This window comes from Sinomonas cellulolyticus, from assembly GCF_014656475.1.
Classification (GTDB): Bacteria; Actinomycetota; Actinomycetes; order Actinomycetales; family Micrococcaceae; genus Sinomonas; species Sinomonas cellulolyticus.
The window spans coordinates 141586-164559 of sequence record NZ_BNCM01000004.1; the positions used below are offsets into that span (position 1 = coordinate 141586).

20 protein-coding genes and 1 tRNA gene are annotated in these 22974 nt (G+C 70.6%); 15 read left to right on the plus strand and 6 right to left on the minus strand.

Annotated elements, in window-relative coordinates; translation table 11 throughout:
* Window positions 1–22 precede the first annotated feature (22 nt).
* The 3 genes from IE231_RS06540 to groL all read left to right on the plus strand — a co-directional run bounded on the left by IE231_RS06540 (window position 23) and on the right by groL (window position 2599).
* On the plus strand, window positions 23–409 hold the full coding sequence (locus tag IE231_RS06540; RefSeq protein WP_189693136.1) for a hypothetical protein: 387 nt from the start codon (window positions 23–25) through the stop codon (window positions 407–409).
* A gap of 208 nt (window positions 410–617) precedes the next feature.
* Window positions 618–914 (plus strand): co-chaperone GroES, encoded by a 297-nt coding sequence (groES, locus tag IE231_RS06545; protein WP_189693137.1) that lies wholly within the window; start codon window positions 618–620, stop codon window positions 912–914.
* A 71-nt stretch (window positions 915–985) separates the two neighbouring features.
* Complete coding sequence (groL, locus tag IE231_RS06550; protein WP_189693138.1) at window positions 986–2599, plus strand: chaperonin GroEL; 1614 nt, start codon at window positions 986–988, stop codon at window positions 2597–2599.
* A 47-nt stretch (window positions 2600–2646) separates the two neighbouring features.
* On the opposite strand, the gene IE231_RS06555 is transcribed toward groL, so the two are convergent.
* On the minus strand, window positions 2647–3645 hold the full coding sequence (locus tag IE231_RS06555) for a DUF389 domain-containing protein (RefSeq protein WP_189693139.1): 999 nt from the start codon (window positions 3643–3645) through the stop codon (window positions 2647–2649).
* Window positions 3646–3927: 282 nt separating this feature from the next.
* Between IE231_RS06555 and guaB the strand changes: the two genes are divergently transcribed.
* The 8 genes from guaB (at window position 3928) to IE231_RS06595 (ending at window position 16522) form a co-directional block, all read left to right on the plus strand.
* Window positions 3928–5463, plus strand: coding sequence for an IMP dehydrogenase (gene guaB / locus IE231_RS06560; RefSeq protein WP_374189420.1), 1536 nt, complete (start codon window positions 3928–3930; stop codon window positions 5461–5463).
* 118 nt (window positions 5464–5581) lie between these two features.
* A complete protein-coding gene (locus IE231_RS06565; RefSeq protein ID WP_189693140.1) occupies window positions 5582–6715 on the plus strand; it encodes a GuaB3 family IMP dehydrogenase-related protein in 1134 nt (377 codons plus the stop codon).
* A gap of 83 nt (window positions 6716–6798) precedes the next feature.
* Window positions 6799–8520 carry a glycerol-3-phosphate dehydrogenase/oxidase gene (locus IE231_RS06570; protein ID WP_189693141.1) on the plus strand — a complete coding sequence of 574 codons (1722 nt, stop codon included), beginning with the start codon at window positions 6799–6801 and terminating at the stop codon, window positions 8518–8520.
* Between the two features lie 4 nt (window positions 8521–8524).
* A complete protein-coding gene (locus IE231_RS06575; protein ID WP_189693142.1) occupies window positions 8525–9016 on the plus strand; it encodes a PTS sugar transporter subunit IIA in 492 nt (163 codons plus the stop codon).
* 84 nt (window positions 9017–9100) lie between these two features.
* Window positions 9101–9967: an SURF1 family protein gene (locus IE231_RS06580; protein ID WP_189693143.1), complete on the plus strand. Its 867-nt coding sequence runs from the start codon at window positions 9101–9103 to the stop codon at window positions 9965–9967.
* The gene (locus IE231_RS06585) at window positions 9964–10449 is read left to right on the plus strand and encodes a DUF3817 domain-containing protein (protein ID WP_189693144.1); all 486 of its coding nucleotides are present in this window, start codon (window positions 9964–9966) and stop codon (window positions 10447–10449) included. The genes IE231_RS06580 and IE231_RS06585 overlap by 4 nt, the downstream gene beginning before the upstream one ends.
* Before the next feature lie 97 nt (window positions 10450–10546).
* Window positions 10547–12097, plus strand: a complete 1551-nt coding sequence (gene guaA, locus IE231_RS06590; protein WP_189693306.1) for a glutamine-hydrolyzing GMP synthase — start codon at window positions 10547–10549, stop codon at window positions 12095–12097.
* A 123-nt stretch (window positions 12098–12220) separates the two neighbouring features.
* Entirely contained in the window at window positions 12221–16522 is a 4302-nt protein-coding gene (locus tag IE231_RS06595; protein WP_189693145.1) for a DUF4011 domain-containing protein, read from the plus strand.
* Window positions 16523–16536: 14 nt separating this feature from the next.
* Here the strand turns inward: IE231_RS06595 and IE231_RS06600 are convergent, their stop codons facing one another.
* The 3 genes from IE231_RS06600 to IE231_RS06610 form a co-directional block, all read right to left on the minus strand.
* Entirely contained in the window at window positions 16537–17076 is a 540-nt protein-coding gene (locus IE231_RS06600) for an RcpC/CpaB family pilus assembly protein (protein WP_229866540.1), read from the minus strand.
* A 304-nt stretch (window positions 17077–17380) separates the two neighbouring features.
* On the minus strand, window positions 17381–17659 hold the full coding sequence (locus IE231_RS06605) for an FmdB family zinc ribbon protein (protein ID WP_189693147.1): 279 nt from the start codon (window positions 17657–17659) through the stop codon (window positions 17381–17383).
* A 95-nt stretch (window positions 17660–17754) separates the two neighbouring features.
* Window positions 17755–18402: a 5-formyltetrahydrofolate cyclo-ligase gene (locus IE231_RS06610; RefSeq protein ID WP_229866541.1), complete on the minus strand. Its 648-nt coding sequence runs from the start codon at window positions 18400–18402 to the stop codon at window positions 17755–17757.
* Between the two features lie 48 nt (window positions 18403–18450).
* Here IE231_RS06610 and galU point away from each other — a divergent pair, with 48 nt between their 5' ends.
* The 4 genes from galU (at window position 18451) to IE231_RS06630 (ending at window position 21250) form a co-directional block, all read left to right on the plus strand.
* Window positions 18451–19371: a UTP--glucose-1-phosphate uridylyltransferase GalU gene (gene galU, locus IE231_RS06615; RefSeq protein WP_189693148.1), complete on the plus strand. Its 921-nt coding sequence runs from the start codon at window positions 18451–18453 to the stop codon at window positions 19369–19371.
* 7 nt (window positions 19372–19378) lie between these two features.
* Entirely contained in the window at window positions 19379–19996 is a 618-nt protein-coding gene (locus IE231_RS06620) for a GNAT family N-acetyltransferase (protein ID WP_189693149.1), read from the plus strand.
* Between the two features lie 142 nt (window positions 19997–20138).
* Window positions 20139–21065 (plus strand): hypothetical protein, encoded by a 927-nt coding sequence (locus IE231_RS06625; protein WP_189693150.1) that lies wholly within the window; start codon window positions 20139–20141, stop codon window positions 21063–21065.
* Window positions 21066–21177: 112 nt separating this feature from the next.
* Window positions 21178–21250: transfer RNA gene (locus IE231_RS06630), tRNA-Ala, on the plus strand.
* A gap of 102 nt (window positions 21251–21352) precedes the next feature.
* Here the strand turns inward: IE231_RS06630 and IE231_RS06635 are convergent.
* Window positions 21353–21895 (minus strand): DUF805 domain-containing protein, encoded by a 543-nt coding sequence (locus tag IE231_RS06635; RefSeq protein WP_189693151.1) that lies wholly within the window; start codon window positions 21893–21895, stop codon window positions 21353–21355.
* Between the two features lie 77 nt (window positions 21896–21972).
* Entirely contained in the window at window positions 21973–22962 is a 990-nt protein-coding gene (locus tag IE231_RS06640; RefSeq protein WP_189693152.1) for a malate dehydrogenase, read from the minus strand.
* Between the last annotated feature and the right edge of the window lie 12 nt (window positions 22963–22974).

Here is a 22974-nt window from a genome sequence, read left to right on the forward strand (position 1 = left end):
CGCATTCGTTAGGCTGGGCGTCATGGAGACCACCCCCGGCGCAGAACCTGTCCCCGCACGCAAGGAACCGGCCGGGGGCGCCCGGCGTCTCCGGCTGTACGCTCGCCCCGTCCTCATTGGAGGAATCGTCCTCGCCGTGGTCGGTGCCGTGCTGCTGCTGGTGGTGACGGGCCTGGACGCGTTCAACGCCACGGTGTACTCGGTGGGCGGCAAGAGCATCAGCGATGCGACGGCGGAGGCGCAGTCGCTGCGCGACCAGTTCCAGGGGGCGAGGGCCATCGGGCTCGCCGTCCTCATTGTCGGCGCCGTCGCCATCGTGGGTTCCGCCATCGCCCTCTATGCGACACGCAGCCTCGTCGCGGAGGACGACGGCGACGACCTCGGCTACGACGAGCTGGCCGGCGAGTAGCCGCAGACCGCTTCAGAGCGCCGCTTTCGGGCCGGCCGTCGACGGCGCGTTGGCACTCGCCTTGACCGAGTGCCAACCGGCTCACTAGAGTCACCAGTAGCACTCGACGACGTTGAGTGCTAACTGTCAGGCACGCTCCCGGCACCCGCGACGACGGTTGCTTGCCCGGCTCCCCACCCGTGATTCGTTTCATGAAAAGGAGAGATCCGTGTCGGTCTCCATCAAGCCCCTCGAGGATCGCATTGTCGTCAAGCCGCTCGAGGCCGAGCAGACCACCGCGTCCGGCCTCGTGATCCCGGACACCGCGAAGGAGAAGCCGCAGGAGGGCGAGGTCGTGGCAGTGGGCCCCGGCCGCGTCGACGACAACGGCAACCGCGTGCCGGTCGACGTCACCGTCGGCGATGTCGTCCTCTACTCCAAGTACGGCGGCACCGAGGTCAAGACCGGCGGCACCGAGTACCTCGTGCTCTCCGCCCGCGACGTCCTCGCGATCGTCGTCAAGTAGCAGCATGCCCAGCACCCCGGCCGCCATCCCGCGGCCGGGGTGCTCTGCGCAGAACACCCCAGGAGTAGCGAATGGCTAAGCAGCTCGCATTCAACGACGCCGCACGCAAGGCCCTCGAGGCCGGCGTCGACAAGCTCGCCGACACTGTCAAGGTCACCCTCGGCCCCCGCGGCCGCAACGTGGTCCTCGACAAGAAGTGGGGCGCGCCCACCATCACGAACGACGGCGTCACGATCGCCCGCGAGGTCGAACTCGAGGACCCGTACGAGAACCTCGGCGCCCAGCTCGCCAAGGAGGTCGCGACCAAGACCAACGACGTCGCCGGCGACGGCACGACCACGGCGACCGTCCTCGCCCAGGCCCTCGTCAAGGAAGGCCTCCGCAACGTGGCCGCCGGCGCGGCCCCGGGCGAGGTCAAGCGCGGCATCGAGGTGGCCGTCGAGGCCGTCGCGAACCGCCTGAAGGACAACGCCCGCGAAGTGTCCGGCCGCCACGTGGCCAACGTCGCCGCGATCTCGGCCCAGTCCGAGGAGATCGGCGACCTGCTCGCCGAGGCCTTCGACAAGGTCGGCCAGGACGGCGTCATCACCATCGAGGAGTCCTCGACCACCCTGACGGAGCTCGTCCTCACCGAGGGCATGCAGTTCGACAAGGGCTACCTCAGCCCCTACTTCGTCACGGACGCCGAGCGACAGGAGGCCGTCCTCGAGGATGCGCTCATCCTCATCCACCAGGGCAAGATCTCGTCCCTGACGGACTTCCTGCCGCTGCTCGAGAAGGTCCTAGCCGCCTCGAAGCCGCTCTTCGTCATTGCGGAGGACGTCGACGGAGAGGCGCTCTCGACGCTGATCGTGAACCGCATCCGCGGCACCCTGAGCGTCGTCGCCGTCAAGGCCCCCGGCTTCGGCGACCGCCGCAAGGCCATGCTCCAGGACATCGCCACCCTCACGGGCGCGCAGGTCGTCTCCCCGGAGGTCGGGCTGAGCCTGGACCAGGTGGGCCTCGAGCAGCTCGGCACCGCCCGCCGCATCACGGTCACCAAGGACAACACCACGATCGTCGACGGCGCCGGCTCGGCCGAGGACGTGCAGGGCCGGGTCGCGCAGCTGCGCGCCGAGCTCGCACGCACCGACTCCGACTGGGACCGCGAGAAGCTCCAGGAGCGCCTGGCCAAGCTCGCGGGCGGCATCGGCGTCATCAAGGTCGGCGCCGCCACCGAGGTGGAGCTCAAGGAGAAGAAGCACCGCATCGAGGACGCAGTGTCCTCGACCCGCGCCGCCCTCGAAGAGGGCATCGTGGCCGGCGGCGGCTCCGCCCTCGTCCACGCCGTGCGCGCACTCGACGACGACGCCGCAGTCACGGCGCTCGACGGCGACGCGGCGGCCGGCGTCGGCATCGTGCGCCGTGCGCTCGTCCAGCCCCTGCGCTGGATCGCGCAGAACGCGGGCCACGACGGCTACGTGGTCGCCGCCCGCGTGGCAGACGCCGAGGTCAACCACGGCTTCAACGCCAAGACCGGCGAGTACGAGGACCTCATCGCGGCCGGCGTCATCGACCCGGTCAAGGTGACCCGCTCGGCGCTGCGCAACGCGGCCTCGATCGCGGCCCTTGTCCTCACCACGGAGACGCTCGTGGCGGACAAGCCGGCCGAGGAGGCCGACGCCCACGCGGGCCACAGCCACTAGTCACCCGCGGCAGGGCCTGCCCAGAGGCTCCACGGCGGCCGTCCACCTCACGCGCGAGGTGGGCGGCCGCCGTCGTGCATCCCCGAGCCGCGGGCTGCCCGGCGGACGATCCGCGCTGCGGCGCCGTGGGGCAGATTCGGTGTGAGCGCCCGGTACACGAGCAGCACGAGGATGGCCGCCACGACGATCCCGCCGAGGTTCAAGGCGAGCTGGAGGGCCGAGCCGAGGGCGCGGTCCTCCTGGCCGAGCACGAGTGCCACGGCGACGTATCCGGCGGCCGGCACCGTGGTGACCGAGATGAAGACGCCCACAAGGACCGACGACTTGTTGCCCACGAGCGAGACCATTCCCACGGCGCCGGCGATCACCGCCACGATGAACGAGTACGGGCCCGGGTGGGAGATGAACTCCACGGCGGAGCCCTGGGACGTGAGGGCGTGCGGGTCATACAGCCCGAGCGGGATGGAGACGGCGGCCGCGACCGCCACGGTGACCATCGCCGCCGGGAAGCCCACGGCAAGGGCCACGGCAGCGCGCCGCGCGAGAGCCCACCGCCGCTCCACGAGCGCCACGGCCAAGGCGGCGAGCGGGCCGAATTCAGGGCCGACCACCATCGCGCCCACAATGGCGATGGTGGAGTCGGTGACGATGCCGATTCCGGCGAGGTTGGTCGCCGCGACGAGGAACACGAGGAACTGCCATGTGAGCTTCGAGTCGGAACCCGTGCGCTGCTCGAGCTCGTCCCAGATCACGGCGTCGGAGCCGTCCCCCGGCGCCTCCTTCTCCGCCTGCTCGGCATGCGTGCCCAGAACGGTGTCGGGTGAGAACAGCGTGATGGAGCCGGCCTTCTGCACGTCGAGGTGGTTGAGGCCCTCGAGCAGACGCTCGACGGCCTCGCGGGCGGCCTGGATCTCGACGACGTCCCCGGGGGGTTCGAGCGATCCGCCCCGCTGCACGGCCAGTTCGGCGACCCCCGGCACCTCCTGGGCTGTCGCCAGCACTCCCTCCGTCAGGTCCGCCGGGACCCGGATGCGGATCAGCATCATGGGCTTCCACCGCTCCCTTCCTCGTCTGCACCAGCCCGCTTGCGTCCCTCACAAGGTACACACCGGTTCTGGCGTGAGCAGGGACGTCGTCCCGAGAAGCGGGTGCCCGGGAAACGGGGGCACACGTGTGGGCTTCATCACCAGGGCGCTCCGGCGGAATACCAGCGGGCGCCGCCGAAGTTTAGGATAGAAGCCACCGCAGCGGACCAGTCCCGTAACTACTGGCTGGTCATCAGCGCATTCCCTTTCCATGCCCACCCGGCACACGGCCAAGGAGCACTCATGACCATGCCCACCCCAGCTCCCGGATCCGACCCGTCCGCTCGCGATCCCTTCGCCCTCCTCGGGCTCACGTACGACGACGTCCTCCTCCTGCCCGGACCCACCGACGTCATCCCCTCCGAGGCCGACACTTCCACGCGGCTGTCGCGCCGGATCCGGCTCGGCATGCCGATCCTCTCGGCGGCGATGGACACCGTGACCGAGGCACGCATGGCGATCAGCCTCGCGCGTCAGGGTGGCATCGGCATCCTCCACCGCAACCTCTCCATCCAGGACCAGGCGGACCAGGTCGACCAGGTCAAGCGCAGCGAGTCCGGGATGATCACCAAGCCGGTGACCGTCGGGCCCGACGCGACGCTCAAGGAGCTCGACGACCTCTGCGCCCACTACCGCGTCTCCGGACTGCCCGTCGTGGACGAGAACCGCAAGCTCCTGGGCATCATCACGAACCGGGACACCCGCTTCGTCCCCGAGCACCAGTTCCCCACGCGCAAGGTCCACGAGGTCATGACCCCCATGCCGCTCGTCACCGCCAAGGTGGGCGTGGGCCGCGACGAGGTGATCGGCCTCCTGAGCAAGCACCGCATCGAGAAGCTGCCCCTCGTGGACGAGATGGGCATCCTCCAGGGCCTCATCACGGTCAAGGACTTCGAGAAGGCGGACCAGTACCCGAACGCGACGAAGGACGACGGCGGCCGCCTCCGCGTCGGCGCAGCGGTCGGCTTCTTCGGCGACGGCTACGAGCGAGCCATGAGCCTGGTCGAGGCCGGCGTCGACGTCCTCGTCGTCGACACCGCGAACGGCCACTCCCAGGGCGTGCTGGACATGATTGCCCGCCTCAAGAAGGATCCCGCGGCGGCGCACGTCGACGTCATCGGCGGCCAGGCGGCGACCCGCGAAGGCGCCCAGGCGCTCATCGACGCCGGCGCCGACGCCATCAAGGTCGGCGTCGGGCCGGGCTCGATCTGCACCACCCGCGTCGTGGCCGGCGTGGGCGTCCCCCAGATCACGGCCATCTACGAGTCCTCCAAGGCGGCCCTCCCGGCCGGGGTCCCGCTCATCGCCGACGGAGGCCTGCAGCACTCGGGCGACATCGGCAAGGCCATCGTCGCCGGCGCCGACTCGGTCATGCTCGGCTCGCTCCTCGCCGGAACCGCAGAGGCGCCCGGCGACCTCGTGTTCATGAACGGCAAGCAGTTCAAGGCCTACCGCGGCATGGGATCGCTCGGGGCGATGCAGACCCGCGGCAAGAACACCTCCTACTCGAAGGACCGGTACTTCCAGGCCGACGTCCCCTCCGACGAGAAGCTCATCCCGGAGGGCATCGAGGGCCAGGTCCCGTACCGCGGCCCGCTCTCCGCGGTGGCCCACCAGCTCATCGGCGGCCTGCGCCAGACCATGTTCTACGTCGGCGCGCACACGATCGAGGAGCTCAAGGCCAAGGGCAAGTTCGTCCGCATCACGGCGGCGGGTCTCAAGGAGAGCCATCCGCACGACATCATGATGACGGTCGAGGCCCCCAACTACCGTCGGTAGCCGGGCGCGGCTGAGGCCGCCCTCCCGCTGTCCACGCGGCCGCCGAAAGCCCCTCGCCCCCTCTGCGGGCGGGGGGCTTCGCCGTGCCCCCAGAGGCGTGCCGGGTAAGGTAGGAGCCGTGACTTACGAGATCGAAATCGGCCGCGGCAAGCGCGGGCGCCGTGCCTACTCCCTCGACGACATCGCGATCGTGGCGAACCGCAGGACCCGCGACCCGGAGGACGTCTCGGTCTCGTGGCAGATCGACGCCTACCGCTTCGAGATGCCAGTCATCGCGGCGCCGATGGACTCCGTCATGTCCCCGGCCTCGGCGATCACGCTCGGAAGGCTCGGCGGCCTCGGCGTGCTCGACCTCGAGGGGCTCTGGACCCGCTACGACAATCCGGAGCCGCTCCTGGAGGAGATCGCAGGGCTCGCGGGGGAGCCGTCCAGCACCTCGGTCACGCGGCGGCTGCAGGAGATCTATGCGGCCCCGGTCCAGACCGAACTCATCTCTGCGCGCCTCGCCGAGATCCGGGCCTCGGGCGTGACGGTGGCCGGCGCCCTGACCCCGTCGGGCACCCTCGACCACTACAAGGCGGTGCTCGCCGCCGGCGTCGACCTCTTCGTGATCCGCGGCACCACAGTCTCGGCCGAGCACGTCTCCAAGAACCAGGAGCCCCTGAACCTCAAGAAGTTCATCTACGAGCTCGACGTGCCCGTCATCGTGGGCGGCGCGGCCGGCTACACCCCCGCACTGCACCTCATGCGCACCGGAGCGGCGGGCGTCCTCGTCGGTTTCGGGGGAGGCGCGACGACGACCACCCGCCGGGCGCTCGGCATCCACTCGCCGCTCGCATCGGCCATCAGCGACGTGGCCGCGGCCCGCCGGGACTACATGGACGAGTCCGGTGGCCGGTACGTGCACGTCATCGCCGACGGCGGGATGGGCACCTCGGGGGACATCGTGAAGGCCATAGCCATGGGCGCCGACGCCGTCATGCTCGGCTCTGCCCTGGCCCGCGCCGAGGAGGCGCCCGGCCGCGGGTGGCACTGGGGCGCCGAGGCGCACCACGCGGACACGCCGCGCGGCGAGCGGGTCAACGTCGGCACCGTGGGTCCGATGGAGGAAGTCCTGTTCGGCCCGGGCCACCACGCGGACGGCACGAGCAACCTCGTCGGCATGCTGCGCCGGTCCATGGCAACGTCCGGCTATTCGGACCTCAAGGAGTTCCAGCGGGTGGACGTCGTCGTCTCCCCCTACCAGCGCTGAGGCCCTCCCGCGGTTGCCGAGGGCGGCCAGATTCACTGATCCCGCCCCTGACGGGCTCCGGACGCCGAGCCTAGACTCGGACCATGACTGCACGGCTGAGCCCTGAGTACCGCAAGGCGTCCCTGGCGCGGTTCAAGGAGACCACCGAGCCGAACCGCGCGCTCGACGTGCTCATCGTGGGCGGCGGCATCGTGGGCGCAGGGTCGGCGCTCGACGCGGTCACCCGCGGGCTGGACGTGGGCATCGTCGAGGCCCGCGACTGGGCGTCCGGCACGTCGTCCCGCTCGTCCAAGCTCCTCCACGGAGGGCTCCGCTACCTCGAGATGCTTGACTTCCGGCTCGTGCAGGAGGCACTGCAGGAGCGCGGCCTGCTGCTCCAGCGCATCGCACCCCATCTGGCGCGTCCGGTTCCGTTCCTGTACCCGCTCCAGCACCGCTTCTGGGAGCGGGTCTACGTGGGCCTGGGGCTGATCCTCTACGACACGCTGGGGCTCACGAGCGGGCACAGCAACGGCGTCCCGATCCACAAGCACCTCTTCCGCAGGGGAACGCTCCGGGCCGCCCCCAGCCTGCGCGAGGACGCCATGATCGGCTCGATCCGCTACTACGACGGCCAGATCGACGACGCGCGCATGGTCGCGACGGTGGTGCGCACTGCGGCCGAGTACGGCGCCCACGCGGCCAACCGGGTCGCCGTCGTGGACTTCCTGCGCGAGGGGGAGCGCGTCGTCGGAGCGCGCGTCAAGGACCAGGAGACGGGCGAGGAGTTCGAGGTCCGCGCCAAGCAGGTCATCAACGCGACCGGCGTATGGACGGACGAGACCCAGGACATGGTCACCGAGCGCGGCCAGCTCCACGTGCGGGCGTCCAAGGGCATCCACCTCGTGGTCCCGCGGGACCGCTTCCAGTCGACCGTGGGCCTGATCCTGCGTACGGAGAAGTCGGTCCTGTTCGTCATCCCCTGGGGGCGGCACTGGATCATCGGCACCACCGACACGGACTGGAAGCTGGACAAGGCGCACCCCGCGGCCTCGAGCACAGACATCGACTACCTCCTCGAGCACGTGAACAGGGTCCTGAAGCGCCCGCTCACGCGAGAGGATGTCGAGGGCGTCTACGCCGGGCTGCGCCCGCTGCTCGCCGGCGAGAACGACTCGACGGCCAAGCTGAGCCGGGAACACGTCGTCGCCCATCCCGTGCCGGGCCTCGTGATGGTAGCGGGCGGGAAGTTCACCACCTACAGGGTCATGGCCAAGGACGCCGTCGACGAGGCCACACGGGCGATGGACGAGAAGGTGCCCGACTCGTGCACGGACCGCGTGCCGCTCGTCGGGGCGGACGGATTCCGCGCCGTCTGGAACCGCCGCCATCGGCTCGCGGACCGAGCCGGCGTCCACGTGGCCCGCGTCGAGCACCTCCTGAACCGCTTCGGCTCGCTCACCGGCGAGGTGCTCGATCTCCTCGAGTCCGATCCTCAGCTCGCGGAACCGCTCCCGGGAGCCGACGACTACCTCCGCGCCGAGGTGGTGTACGCGACCACGCACGAGGGCGCCCGGCACATCGAGGATGTGCTGACTCGCCGCACCCGCATCTCCATCGAGGCCTGGGACCGCGGGGTCAGCGCGGCGCCGGTCGTGGCCGATCTCATGGCGCCCCTGCTCGGCTGGAGCCAGACGCAGCGCGACAACGAGGTGGCGCACTATCTCGCACGGGTCGAGGCCGAGCGGCTGAGCCAGCAGCAGCCGGATGACGAGTCGGCCGAGGCGGCGCGGATGGGCGCCGCGGACATCGTCCCAGTAAAGTAGCCGCATGGCCCAGACCGGCTCCTTCGACCGCTACGACGCCCAGCTGACGACCCCCGGGCTCGTGATCCTAGAGATGGCGGCGGAGGACCGCGCCGACGCCACCCGGCAGCTGGCCGCACGGCTCAGCGCCGAGGGCCGGATAGACGACCTCGAGGGCTTCCTCGCGGACGTCGCCTCGCGCGAGCACCAGATGGCCACCGGCCTGCCCGGCGGGATCGGGCTGCCCCACGCCCGCAGCGACCACGTGGTCCAGGCCTCCATCGCCGTCGGCGTGGCGAAGTACGGCTACGCGATCGACTTCGGTGCCGCCGATGGGCCGGCCCACGTAGTCCTGCTCATCGCAACGCCGGCCGCATCCTTCTCGGAGCACCTCGAGGTGCTTGCCACCATGGCGCGTTCCCTCTCCAAGGAGGGCTTCCGCAACTCCCTGCGGCGCGCCAACGACCCGGACATCATCTCGGAGCTCGTCAACTCGGCGCTCCTCTACTCCGACTGACGCCCTTCGGCACGGCCGGTGGGAGGTCACCCGCCCCCAGCAGGCGTTTACGTTTTCTACAGCTTGTCGGAGTACCGTTAATGGGTGCTCCGAACTGCCCTCAAACCCCAGTGGATCGCGGCGCTCGTGGCGGCGCTCGTGGTGTCCTGGGTGTTCGTGCTGCTCAGCCAGTGGCAGTTCTCGCGCTCCGTCTCCGAGGCGACGCCCCCCGCGCGCGCCACCGAGCAGGTCAAGCCGCTCACCGACGTCCTGCGCCCCGGCGAGGCTTTCCCGGGTCCCGCGGCCGACCAGATGGTCACCCTCACCGGCACGTTCGACGCCGCGCGCCAGACGTTGGTTGCGGACCGGCTCCAGGACGGGCGCAGCGGGTGGTGGGTGGTCACGGCCTTCACGGTCGACGGCGCCCCGGCCGTAGGCGGGGAGCACGGCACAGTGGTCCCCGTAGCCCGGGGCTGGATCTCCTCGCCTGAGAAGGCGAGCCCGCCGCCCTCCGGCCCGGTGGCCCTCACCGGGAGGCTCCTGCCGTCCGAGGCGCCCCAGGCGAAGCAGGACATCGCGGCGGGACAGGTCGCCACGCTCTCGGTCGCACAGCTCATCAACATCTGGGACAGGCCCAGCTACCCGGGCTTCGTGGCCGTGACAGCGGTCGCCACGCCTGGGGGTGCGGCCATCGCGGCCCCGGCAGGACTCGAGCCTCTCAGCATCGCCCCGCAGCCGGTCGAGCAGCCGGTCAACTGGCTGAACATCTTCTACGCCGTCGAATGGGTCGTGTTCGCGGGCTTCGCGATCTTCCTGTGGTGGCGCCTCGTGCGCGACGACTACGAGCGCACCCAGGACGCGATCGCTGACGCCGAGGCGGAGGCCGCCGGGACAGCGCCTCCCCACGACGGATCGGACCAGACCACCACCATGGGCGCCCATGCGCCCAGCGAAACCGGAGGAACACCGTGATCGACCCCAAGCCCGCCGTGGGCCGCAGCACCGGGCAGCGCCGCTTCGGCGGCACCGTCGCCCAGATCCGCTCGGCCCTGAAGTTCTACCGCGTCGCGGCATGGGTGACCGGCACGATGCTCCTGCTCCTGTGCGCCGAGATGATCGCCCGCTACGCGTTCGGACAGTTCCTCTATGCCGGGGGCAGCGATGCGTTCACCGGCAAGCCCTTCGGCTTCGGCTTCGCGGATGCGGAGCCGGCAGGCGTGGTAGGCGGGGCGAACCTCTCGATCACGATCCTCATCGTCCACGGCTGGATGTACGTGGTGTACCTCATCTCGAACTTCCGCCTGTGGTCGCTCATGCGGTGGCGGTTCCCGCGCCTCATCCTCATGGCGCTGGGCGGTGTGGTGCCGTTCCTGAGCTTCATCGTCGAGCGGCGCATGCACGCCGAGGCGGAGCGCGAGCTCGAGTCCCACCCCGAAGCCGGACAGCGGTACTGACCGGTCCGGTACCCTTGAGAGAGTGACTACAGCTTCCCAAGACTCGGCTAAGTCAGACTCGGCCCCGTCGCCCACCGTGCAGACTGCCCAGAGGCCGGTGCTGGTGGTGGACTACGGCGCCCAGTACGCCCAGCTCATCGCGCGTCGCGTGCGCGAGGCCAACGTGTACTCGGAGATCGTCCCGCACACCCTGACCACCGAGCAGATCCTCGCGAAGGACCCCGCCGCCATCATCCTCTCCGGAGGCCCCTCGAGCGTGTACGCCGAGGGCGCCCCCCGCGTCGGCGCCGACCTGTTCGAGGCCGGCGTCCCCGTCTTCGGCATCTGCTACGGCTTCCAGGCGATGGCCAATGCGCTCGGCGGCACGGTTGCCCGGACGGGCCTGCGCGAGTACGGGGCAACGGTAGCCACGGCAGTGGGCGAGCCTCACTCGCTGCTCGCGGGGATCCCCTCGAGCCAGAGCACGTGGATGAGCCACGGCGACTCGGTCCAGACGGCGCCGGAGGGCTTCGAAGTCCTCGCGACGACCGCAGGCGCCCCCGTCGCCGCGTTCGTCAACAAGGCCAAGGGCCTCGGCGGCGTCCAGTGGCACCCCGAGGTCAAGCACTCCGACTTCGGCCAGAAGGTCCTCGAGAACTTCCTCTTCGAGGTGGCCGGCCTCGAGCCCAACTGGACCACCGGCAACATCGTCGAGGAGCAGGTCGAGCGGATCCGCACCCAGGTCGGGGACGCACGGGTGATCTGCGGCCTCTCGGGCGGAGTGGACTCCGCCGTGGCCGCGGCCCTCGTCCAGCGGGCGGTGGGGGACCAGCTCACCTGCGTCTTCGTGGACCACGGCCTCCTGCGCGAGGGCGAGGCGGAGCAGGTCGAGCGCGACTTCGTCGCCGCAACCGGCGTGAAGCTGTACGTGGCCAACGAGCAGGAGCGCTTCCTCGGGGCCCTCGCCGGGGTCACGGACCCTGAGCAGAAGCGCAAGATCATCGGCCGGGAGTTCATCCGGGCGTTCGAGGAGGCCGAGCGGGCCATCGTCGACGCGGCCAATGCAGCCGGCGAGCAGATCAAATTCCTCGTCCAGGGCACCCTGTACCCGGATGTCGTCGAGTCCGGCGGGGGCGAGGGCGCCGCGAACATCAAGAGCCACCACAACGTCGGCGGCCTGCCCGAGGACCTGAGGTTCGAGCTCGTGGAGCCGCTCCGGGCCCTCTTCAAGGACGAGGTCCGCGCCGTGGGCCGCCAGCTCGGCCTTCCCGAGGCGATCGTCGCGCGCCAGCCGTTTCCCGGCCCGGGCCTCGGCATTCGGATCATCGGCGAAGTCACGGCAGAGCGGCTCGAACTGCTCCGCAAGGCCGACGCCATCGGCCGCGCGGAGCTGACGGCGGCTGGCCTCGACAACGAGGTCTGGCAGATGCCGGTCGTCCTGCTCGCGGACGTGCGGAGCGTGGGCGTCCAGGGCGACGGCCGTACCTACGGCCATCCGATTGTGCTTCGTCCCGTCTCCAGCGAGGACGCCATGACCGCGGACTGGTCCCGCCTTCCCTTCGAGCTGCTCGCGAAGATCTCCAACCGGATCACCAACGAGGTCGACGGCGTGAACCGCGTGGTCCTCGACGTGACGAGCAAGCCGCCGGGAACGATCGAGTGGGAGTAGCCCCCTCGGCTCTCCCTCCGCAATGCGGCCGGTGTCCCCAGTGGGACGCCGGCCGTTGCCGATTTGGCCCCCGGCAGCGTTGCACGCCCGGCGAGGGCGGCAGAACAGGCTAACCTCGGAGCTATGCCGAGATGGTCGATAGGCAAGCAGCCCAGCGCACTTGCAGCTGCAACAGAGAGCGACGACGTGCCCGAGACGACATCCCCTGAAGAGGAAGCGCGGCTCGAGGTGTGGCTCTCCGCCCTGCCCGGAGTCACCGGCCCGGACACGATGCTCGGGTACTTCCCCGGCCCGGACGGCAGCATCGACCTCACCCATGCCCACGCCTCTGGCCTCGCCCAGCTGCTCGCAGGGCGCCGAACCCGGCTCTCGACGCTGCTGCGCGACCGCCATGACTACACCCGGGCTGCCCGCGCTGCCAGGAACCTGCGCGCCAAGTCGCACGAACTCGCCAACGAGCGGGGGGTCGACGCGGGGTATCTCGCCGCGGGACTGGCCACGTGGACATCCGCCGTCGGCGGCAAGCCGCGCCGTGTGAGTGCCCCGGTCCTGCTGGCTGCCGTGGAAGTGACGGTGCGCCCGGAGCAGGACGACTTCGAGCTCAAGCTCACCGAGCAGGCCAAGATCAATCCGGCACTCGTGCGGCACCTGCACACGGTGCACCGCATCGACATCGATCCTGCGGCAACTGCCCGGCTCGCGTACAGCACGGCCAGGCTCGATCCGCACCCCGTCCTCGACCGCGTGCGTGCGCTCATCGCTCCGATTGCCGGCGCTCAGGTGGAGTCCCGTCTCACCGTGTCCACCTTCGCGGACCTCGAGGAATCGCTCGAGGATCCGGCGATCACCGCTGCGCACCCGATTCTGGCTGCGATGGCCTCCACGTCCGGGGCTGTACACCCGGCCCCGGAGCCGCTCGACGAGTCCCGCTTCACGCCCTTGGACGAGCGCGACCCCGAGGACGAATTCCTCGTCCTCGACGCAGATGCAGACCAGCAGCTCGTGCTCGACGCGGTGAGGGCGGGCGACTCCCTTGTGGTGGAGGCTCCTCCCGGGACCGGGCAGACCCAGACGGCTCTGAACACCATCGCCACCCTCGTGGATGCCGGCAGGTCGGTGCTCGTCGTCGCGGAGCGGAGGGCCAGCCTTGCCGAGCTCCATCGCGAGTTCGAGGCGCTCGGCCTCGGGTCGCTCGTCCTCCAGCTTGGCGCCACCGTGACAGCCGGCCAGCTGCGCACCCAGATGGTGCGGGCCATCGTTCGCAACGAGAAGTCCCACGAGCCCCGCCTCGAGGGCATCTACCGCGTCTTGAAGGACCGTCGGCACCAGCTCATGGACCATGTGGCGTCGCTGCACAATGTCCGCGACCGCTGGGGCTGTTCGCCCTACGAGGCGATGCAGTCCCTCGCAGCCCTCACGTCGCTTCATCCGGCGCCCTCCACCACCGTGCGCCTCAAGCGGAGCGTGCTGGACAGCATCAAGGACCGCTCGGGCCTCAGTGAGCGCCTCCGCCGGGCCGCCGAGCTGGGCAGCTTCAGCCGCGCCGTGTCGGAGAGTCCTTGGCACGGTGCGCGGCTCGTGACGCGCCGCGAGACCGACGAGGCACGCGGGCTCGCCGCGCGGCTGGCCACCGAGGTCCCCGCCCTGAGGGAACGCATGGCGGCAGTGGCTGACCACGCGTCGATCAGGCTCGAACCCACCGTTCTCGGGTGGGGAGGCCAGCTCGAGCTCCTTCTCGCAGTCCGCGAAAGCCTCGACAAGTTCACCCCCGACATCTTCGACAGGCCGGTGACGGACCTCATTGCGGCCACTGCGCCGTCTGCGTGGCGCCGCGAGCGCGGCATCGAGATCACCGCACTTCAGCGCTCGCGGCTGCGCAGGGTGGCCAAGGAGTACGTGCGACCCGGCGTGCACCTCTCGGACCTGCACAGCTCTCTTGCGCTCGTCCAGTCCCAGCGCGAGGCCTGGGCTGCCTGCGCGACGTCGCAACGCCACCCCGCCGTCCCCTCGGGCCTCGCCGACCTTCGCGAGGCATTCCTCGCCGTCGAGCGGGGCCTGGTGCGCCTCGGGTCGATCCTGACGCCCACGGCGGCCGGCGGGAAGCTCCTCGAGGCGGACGCGGAAGGCCTCGCCTCGAGGCTCACGGCTCTGGCCGAGGATTCCCCCCACCTGCGCTCGCTTCCCGAGCGCACCCTTCTCGAGGATGAGCTGCGCGAGCACGGCCTCGAGGACCTCCTGAAGGATCTGGCTGAGCGGGAGGCCCCTGCAGAGGTCGTGGCCGCTGAGCTTGAGCTCGCATGGTGGCAGTCGGTCCTCGAGGCGATGATCAGCGGGGACGACTACCTCGCGATGTCCGACGGCGAGCAGCTGCGGCAGGCCGAGTACGAGTTCGCCCAGGCGGACCGCACGCATATCGCCAGCGGTGCCGCGCGACTGAGGTGGCGCCTTGCCCGGGAATGGTCCGAGGCGATCGTGCGCCATTCCCGTGAGGCAGAGGCCTTGCGCACGCTGCTCAAGGACGGCCGGATCAGCCTCGCCGCACTCGAGCGGCAGTCGCCGCGGCTCATCAGGCCGCTCGTTCCCGTGTGGACGTGCAGCCCCTACGCGCTGAGCGCGGCCCTCACCTGGGATCACCGGTTCGATGCCGTGGTCCTGCTCGACGCCGACTCGATGCCGCTGCGCGCCGCCCTGCCTGCGATTGCCCGTGCCGAGAAGGTCGTCGCGTTCGGGGACCCGCAGGTGGCCAATCCGCGGCCCTTCTCGGTCAGCGTCGAACAGCGGAGCGATGAACCAGTGAGTCCCACCGTCGAGAGCGCACTCACGGCTCTCGCCCGGGTGCTCCCGTCGGTGCGGCTGCGCACCGTGTACCGGTCCGTGGACGAGGACCTCGACCTCCAGCTGAGCCGACGCTTCTACTCCGGAAGCCTCCGGCGGCTGCCCGATGGTCCGAGCGTCACCGGCCTGGACCGTCCCTTCCTCCTTGAATACCTTCCCGATGGGATGGGCCTGCCGAGTGGTGAGGACGGCGGTGTCGAGTCGGTGGCCGCCGAGGTCAACCGCGTGGTGGACCTCGTGTTCGACCACGCGAGGCACCGTCCGGCCATCTCCCTGGCAGTAGTGACCGCGAGCGCCCACCATGCCGCGCGGGTCGGAGAGGCCATCCGCCTCCAGATGGCCAACCACCCCGACGTCGCGGGTTTCTTCGCCAGCGGGGGCACCGAGCCCTTCCGCGTGGTCCACATCGACCGGGCCGGCGGCCTGGTCCGCGACCACGTGATCTTCTCCCTCGGGTTCGGCCGCACCCCACATGGGAGGGCGATGCACCACTTCGGTCCCCTGAGCGAACCAGGGGGGCGGCGTCGCTTCGCATTGGCCATGAGCCGGGCGCGCCAGAGCATGCACGTCCTGAGCTGCTTCAGGCCGGCGGAACTGGACGTCACACGGTTGAGCGAAGGAGCTTCGGACTTCTATGAGCTGCTCGACCGGGAGCTGGACGGAAACACCCATCTGGGCACTCCGGCAACGCGTGCCGCGGCGAGCGCCGAGGCGCTGGGAGCGGACCCCCTCGTCACCGACCTCGGGGACCGGCTCGCATCGCGTGGGGCCCGCGTCTGGCACCACTACGACGGTGCCGTGGACATGGCCGCTGCGATAGACCCGTTGTTGACCATTGGCCGCGAGGACCGTGAGCCGAGCGCACCCGTGGCTGTCGAATCGGACGGAACGGAACGCTACCGCCGACTCAGCGTCCGCGAGCGCACGCGTCAGCATCCGGAACGGCTCCAGCGGCTCGGCTGGAAGCACTTCACTCTGTGGACCATCGAGGTCTTCACTGATCCGAGCGGCTGCGCCGAGATGATCGCCGACCAGCTGGGCCTCGAGACCCGCGCCGACGAGGGCGGCACCGCCGGCTTCCTGGCGTCCGCTCCAGCCGGGGCTCGGCCCGCCGCCCGCACCGTTGATGCGGTGCCCGGCCGTTCCCGCTCCGGGGTCCAGGAGCATGGGGCGCCGGGTGCGGGCCCAACTCCCGAAACCGTGAAGGAGGACGGTGCCGTGATCGCCGCATCGAGAAGTGAGGACACCGGCGACGGGGGGCCGGGGAGTTCGAAGCCCCGGGACTCGCGGCGAACCGACGCGGAGAGTGCTGAGGCGGCGCGCCCGGATTCCGCCAGCGCAGACGGCGCTGACGGCGCGGAGGCGGGAGCATCGCCCGATGAGGAGGCGCTGGGGTCCGAGCCACAGACGGAGGAACTCCGGCGCCCACGTGGCGGACGGCGTGTGACCGTCCCGGGGACGGGGCCGGCCAGCGCTGATGAGCCCGAGCCCGGCAGCCCGGAGCGCACGCCCGAATCTCCACGGAACGGCGAGGGCGTCAGGGACCGTGACCGGTGGCTCAAGGAGCAGAAGCCGCCGCACTGGGGCTGACCGCGGCAGGACGGTCATCGGGCCCCGGCCTCGACGAGCACGAAGAAGACCTTGCCGCGGGTCGACGCGCCTGCGATCCGGAGCGACTGCTCGGGAGTGGCACCGACCACCAGCAGGCCGTCTGCGTCCTGCGCCGAGCCCAGCCAAGACCCTCCGGCCGCTGCCCCCTGGGATGCGCTGGTCCACAGGACAGGAACCTGGGAGGCAAGTGCGCTTGCGGACGCGCCGCCTCCGCCCGCATCAGCGCTGAGGACGAGGTCCACGAGCTGCCCTGGGGCGAGAAGCTGGAGTGAGGCGGGATCGGCCATCCGGACTGGCACGGCTGTGGTCCCGGGCAGGGTGCCGGTCAGGAGACCGGGCCCGACGAGGGCGGCATCGGTCACCACCTCCCCGCGGCGCAACGGCCCGGCGAGCCGCTGGCCCGCACTGCGCGCCGGATCGGATTCGGCGCGCTCGGGCACGGCCTCAGCCGGCAGCCGGGCCGTGCGGAGATCGGCAGGGGAGAGGGTTGCGCCGCTCGGAAGATCCCGTGCGGCGACGGCGACGGAAACCATTGCCGCCGAAGGGGGAGTGAGCTGGTAGGCGAGGATGCCGACGCCCAGGCACAGGCATGCCGCAGCGAGGGTGCGACGCCGCCTGTCGAGAAACCGGCTGAAGAGACCCCGGCGGGCTGGCTCCCACGGCCGTACTCTGTCTCGGCCAGCCGTAGGCCGTCGCCGCAGTGCTGACGGGTGCCGAGGTCGGTTCATGCCTGCAACGCTAGTGAGCAGGCTCTACGTCCGCCGCCCCGGGCAGCGCTATGTGGACAATGCTCGCAATGACTCCTTTGCGAAGGAGGATCGCGCTACTCGGAGGGTGTCAGTTCGACGCGGCTGCCGCAGCCGGGGCGGAGTCCTTGCCCTTCGACTCCTTCGCACCGGTGTCCTTGGACGCCGCCGCGGCAGGGACGCTGCTTCCGCCGCTTCGCGAGTCGGTGCGGTAGAAGCCGCCGCCCTTGAAAACCACGCCCACGCTGTTGAACTTCTTCCGCAGCGTTCCGCCGCACTCGGGGCAGACCGTCAGCGACGGGTCGCTGAACGACTGAACGATGTCGAAGGCGTGGTGGCAGTCTTTGCAGGCGTAGGCGTAGGTGGGCACTGGAACTCCTTGATGGACAGTCGGGGCGCGGTTGGCAGTCGGCCGCCCCGAGTGCTAATTCTAACAGTCCGGGCGAGCACGCTATTCCGCAGGGCCTATTCGGCCGCCGCCGTCAGCGCTCCGCCCAGACGGCGCAGCCCCGCCGGCGTCACTGCTGCGGCGACGAGGCGATCGAGTGCATCGGCGGGCACGGCGCCAGGGGGGAGGACCTCGCCGTCGTACACCACCGCAGCGGTGGCGGGCCTCGCCCCCGCCGCGTCCACGCGGGCAAGGAACCGGTCGTAGTAGCCGCCGCCCTGGCCGATGCGGCGCCCCTCGCTGTCCAGGGCGGTGGCAGGCAGGAGGATGCCCGCGAGACCCGGGCGGCCGCCGTCGCCGGCGATGGCCTCGTCCCCGGAGATGAGCGGTCCCACGGGCTCCTGGACGGGAGCGTACCGGCTGCGGGCGAACTCGATCCCGGGGTGCCATTCGACCCATCCCAGCTGACGCGCCGGGAGGCAGATCGGCAGCAGGACACGGTGGCCCTCACGGTGCAGTGCTTCCACGAGGGGGAGTGTCGGCGGCTCCACCCCGACGCCCACATACGCCGTCAGCACACCCCCGGGCGAGACGTCGGCGCGCGCCCAGGCGAGACCGTGCTCGGTGATCCCCGCGGCGGCCTCCGCGATGTGCGGGGCCGCGAGGGCGCGGCGGGCAGCCCAGATCCGTGCGCGCAGCGCTGACTTCCGCTCGGCCATGTCCATCCCCCGACTCTATCCGCGGCGGTCGCGCACTCGTATAGAGTGTGGCTCGTGTCTACCACCGCAACTGTGAAGAAAGCAGTCATTCCCGTCGCCGGCCTCGGCACCCGGTTCCTTCCGGTGACAAAGGCGATGCCGAAGGAGATGCTGCCGGTCGTCGACAAGCCGGCCATCCAGTACGTCGTCGAAGAAGCCGTCTCGGTGGGCATCAATGACATCCTGATGATCACGGGCCGCAACAAGCGTGCGCTCGAGGACCACTTCGATCGGGTGCCGTCACTCGAGGCGGCGCTCGAGGCCAAGGGCGACAGCAAGAAGCTGGCGGCGATCCAGCAGTCCAACAACCTCGGCGACATCCACTATGTCCGTCAGGGCGACCCGAAGGGCCTCGGCCACGCCGTCCTCTGCGCGGAGCGGCACGTCGGCAACGAGCCGTTCGCCGTGCTCCTCGGCGACGACCTCATCGACGAGCGGGACGAGCTGCTCGCCGAGATGATCCGCGTCCAGCAGGCCACCGGTGGATCGGTCGTGGCGCTCATGGAAGTGCCGCGCGAGTCGATCTCCGCGTACGGGTGCGCGGACGTCACGCCGGTCGAGGGCGAGGATTACGTGCAGGTCAACGGCCTCGTCGAGAAGCCGGCGCCGGAGGACGCCCCCAGCAACCTCGCCATCATCGGGCGCTACGTGCTGCACCCCGCCGTGTTCGAGGTCCTCCACCGCACCGAGCCCGGCCGCGGCGGTGAGATCCAGCTCACGGACGCCCTCCAGGAGCTGGCCCGCAGGGAGGGCGAGGGCGGCGGCGTGTACGGGGTGGTCTTCCGCGGGCGCCGCTACGACACGGGGGACAAGCTCTCCTACCTCAAGGCGGTCGTGACGCTCGCCTGTGCCCGTGACGACTTCGGCGCTGACCTCCGCACGTGGCTCGCCGACTTTGTCGCCGACGGCGCAGACAGCCCGTCGGCACGCGCCTGAGAAGCGCATGGCGTCCTCGGCCCTGTGGCCTGTGACCCTGCGCTCTGGAGATCTGGCCCTGCGGCCGCTGCGTATGTCCGATCGGGCCGAGTGGATGGCCGTCCGCGGCAGGAACCGCGAATGGCTCGCCCCCTGGGAGGCCTCGAACCCCCAGCCGGGAGGGAGCCTGCCGACGTTCCGCGACATGGTCAGGTCCCTCACGCACCAGGCGCGGGAGGGCTCGGCACTGCCGTTCGTCATCACCTTGGATGACCCCCGCACGCGCCGGGCGCCTATCGTCGGGCAGCTCACGGTCTCCTCGATCGTGTGGGGATCCGCGCTCATGGCCACGCTGGGCTACTGGGTGGACCGTGAGCACGCGGGGCGGGGGATCGCCCCTACTGCGGTGGCCATGGCCACGGATCACTGCTTCCGTGAACTCGGCCTGCACCGAATGGAGATCAACATCCGCCCGGAGAACGCGCCGAGCCTGCGAGTGGTCGAGAAGCTCCGTTTCAGGCGCGAGGGGCTGCGCCCGCGCTTCCTGCACATCAATGGCGCCTGGGCAGACCACGAGTCGTTCGCGCTGACCGCGGAAGAGGTCCCGGCGGAGGGCCTTCTCGGGCGGTGGCTCGCCTCGCGCTGAGCCCGGTCCACCCCGAACAGCACAGGGTTCCGTACGACGGCGCGCCGCACCGGTGTGGTGTTGCTCACCCGCCGCTGGGGTTCTCGCGACACACCGTCGCTAATCCGTGTCGCGTCCCGGCGATACTCCTACGGTTTTAGACATGGATCTCGCCCTCAGCAGCTCGATGGTGCTCGGCGCAGCCGTGCTCGTGTGGCTGCTGTGGGTCGCCCCCTACGCGACGCGGCGCCGCAGGGCCGTTCTCCCCTCCGGGGAGGCCGTCCTCCTGACGGAAGCGGCTGTTCCGCCCGAGTCCTTGATGGTCTCCGCGCCGCTGTCCCAGACACCGCCTCGAGCGGCCGCCACCGAGGATGTCGGCTCGGCGCCGTCGTCCTCGGGCAGCGAGCGACCGCCGGGCGCCGCGGAACCTCAGGTCCGGCTGCGGATCCGCTGGGGCCGCATGGTGCTGGCGCTCGCGGGCCTTGCAGCCGCACTGGCCGTCCCGGTCACCCTCGTGCTCCTGGTGGTTGGCCTGCCGGCTTGGGTTCCGGCTCTCTGTGCGGCCGGGGTTGCAGCCGCCGTCGCCAGTCTCCGTGCGCTCGCCGTGCGCGACCGGAAACGGCGCGTCGACGAGGCCTTCAAGGCAGCAATGCGCAGCGCTTCGGCGCAGTCCACCAGGCCGGCGGCGCCGCAGGGACCCACCGAAGTCTTCGATGCCGGGCGTGATCCCGAGCCAGCGCCGCGGCCCGTGAGCCACAGCGAGCTCCGGGCCCTTGCGCTCGAGGTGGCGAAGGCGTCGCAGGCTAATGCCACTGCCGAGGCCAAGGCCACGGGCGCGGAGGAGGAATGGGAACCGGTGGACGTTCCCCGCCCCGGCTACGTGGCTGCTCCCAGGGCGGAGCGACCCGGACCTGCCCCGCTCGATATGCCCGAGGCGCCCAAGCCTGAGGGGCGGCCCCTCCTCAAGCCCCAGCCGGAAGTCCCCGAGCCTGGCAGCGTCCCGGACGTTTCCTCCATCGGGCCTCGGCCCGGGGCCCGCCGGGGGGCGCTCGGCAACCTCGACGAGGTCCTCAACCGCCGCCGCGCGTGAGCCCAAGCCGACTCTGGCTCTCCCTCCTGCGGGGGTCGTTGCCGGCAATGCTGGAGAGGGCAGAGGGATTTGGAATTCACGCCCCGTCCCAGTAACGTAGAACCCGCACCGCGGGGTCTTAGCTCAGTTGGTAGAGCGCTTCGTTCGCATCGAAGAGGTCAGGGGTTCAAATCCCCTAGGCTCCACGTATGCCCGCATGAGACGGGCAAGAGAAGGGTCCCAGCCGAGAGGCTGGGACCCTTCTTTCGTGAGCGGGACGGGTTATCGGCTGAGGGCGGCCGGGGGTGTCACGCCGGGGGGCCGGACGCGGGCGGCTGGGCCGTCGGTGGGCCTGGTGACGGTGGCGGGGCCGCGGGAGGGTATGGCGGCGGGTAGTAGCCGGGGGCCCCGTACTGCTGGGCCGGCCTGCGGTCGAACCGCGCGCCCAGGGGGTTCTCGCGCTGGGCGAGCATCACGATCAGTGCGATCCAGCCGAGCAGGGGAATCACGGCGAGCAGCAGGAGCCAGGCGCTCAGGTTCACGTCGTGCAGGCGGCGTGCCGCCACCGCAAGGCCGGGAACCAGAGTGGCCAGACCCCAGGCCACGCCAAGAGGGCTTGTCCCGGTGGGCTGGCCGTTGACGACGTTCTGGCCGATGGAGTCGAGGATGGCGGAGATGATGGCCGAGGCAAGGGCCCACCACCAGAACTCGCTCCGGCTCGCGCGGCCCGTGAAGATCGCGTACTTCTTGAAGACGCGAACGAAGGCCTCGACGGGCGGAGCGCCGTAGTAGGGCAGGTCGAGCGGCGGGACCGGGCCCTTTGCCGCATACAGGGGCTGCTGGCTGGTCATGCGACCATGCTAGGAACCCCGGCGTGCCGCACGACAGGGCCGGAAGGCCCTGCTGCTCGTCAGCTGCGCGGCGTAGCTCAGCCGAGGAGGCCGAGGCCCCGCACGGCGTCCCGTTCGGCGATGAGCTCTGCCACGGATGCGTCAATCCGCTCACGGGAGAACTCCGGCAGCGCCAGCCCCTGGACGATCTCCCAGGCGCCGTCCACGCTCCGTACGGGGAAGGAGCTGACGAGCCCCTCAGGGACCCCGTAGGAGCCGTCCGAGACGACCGCGGCGGATGTCCACCCCTCGGGCGTGCCGTCTATCCAGTCCCGTATGTGGTCAATCGCTGCGCTTGCGGCGGAGGCGGCGGAGGAGGCGCCCCGGGCGTCGATGATCTCGGCCCCGCGCCGAGCCACGCGAGGGATGAACTCCGACTCGATCCAGGCCTCGTCCACCAGCGCGGGCACCGGCTCCCCGCCGGCCGTGGCGTGGGTGAGGTCCGGGTACTGGCTTGCCGAGTGATTGCCCCAGATGGTCACTCCGTCGATGTCCGTGACCGGGCATCCCAGCTTGATCGCGAGCTGGGCTACCGCGCGGTTGTGGTCGAGGCGGGTCATCGCGGTGAATCGCTCCCGCGGCACGTCGGTGGCGTTCGCTGCCGCGATGAGCGCGTTCGTGTTCGCCGGGTTGCCCACGACGAGGACTCGCACGTCGTCTGCGGCGTGGTCGTTGATGGCGCGCCCTTGGGGCCCGAAGATGCCGGCATTGGCTTCAAGCAGGTCGGATCGTTCCATGCCGGCACCTCGGGGCCTCGCGCCGACCAGGAGTGCGACGTCCGTCCCGTCGAAGGCCGAGGCAGGGCTGTCGGTGACGTCCACCGAGTGCAGTAGGCCGAACGCGCAGTCGCTGAGCTCAAGTGCGGTACCCTCCGCGGCCCGCACGGCCGCGGGGATCTCCAGGAGCTTCAGGCGGACCGGGGTGTGGGGGCCGAGCATGGCCCCGCTGGCTATGCGGAACAGGAGGGCGTAGCCGATCTGGCCCGCGGCCCCCGTGACGGTCACTGTCACCGGCGATGTCTCGGTCATGGCGCCAGCCTA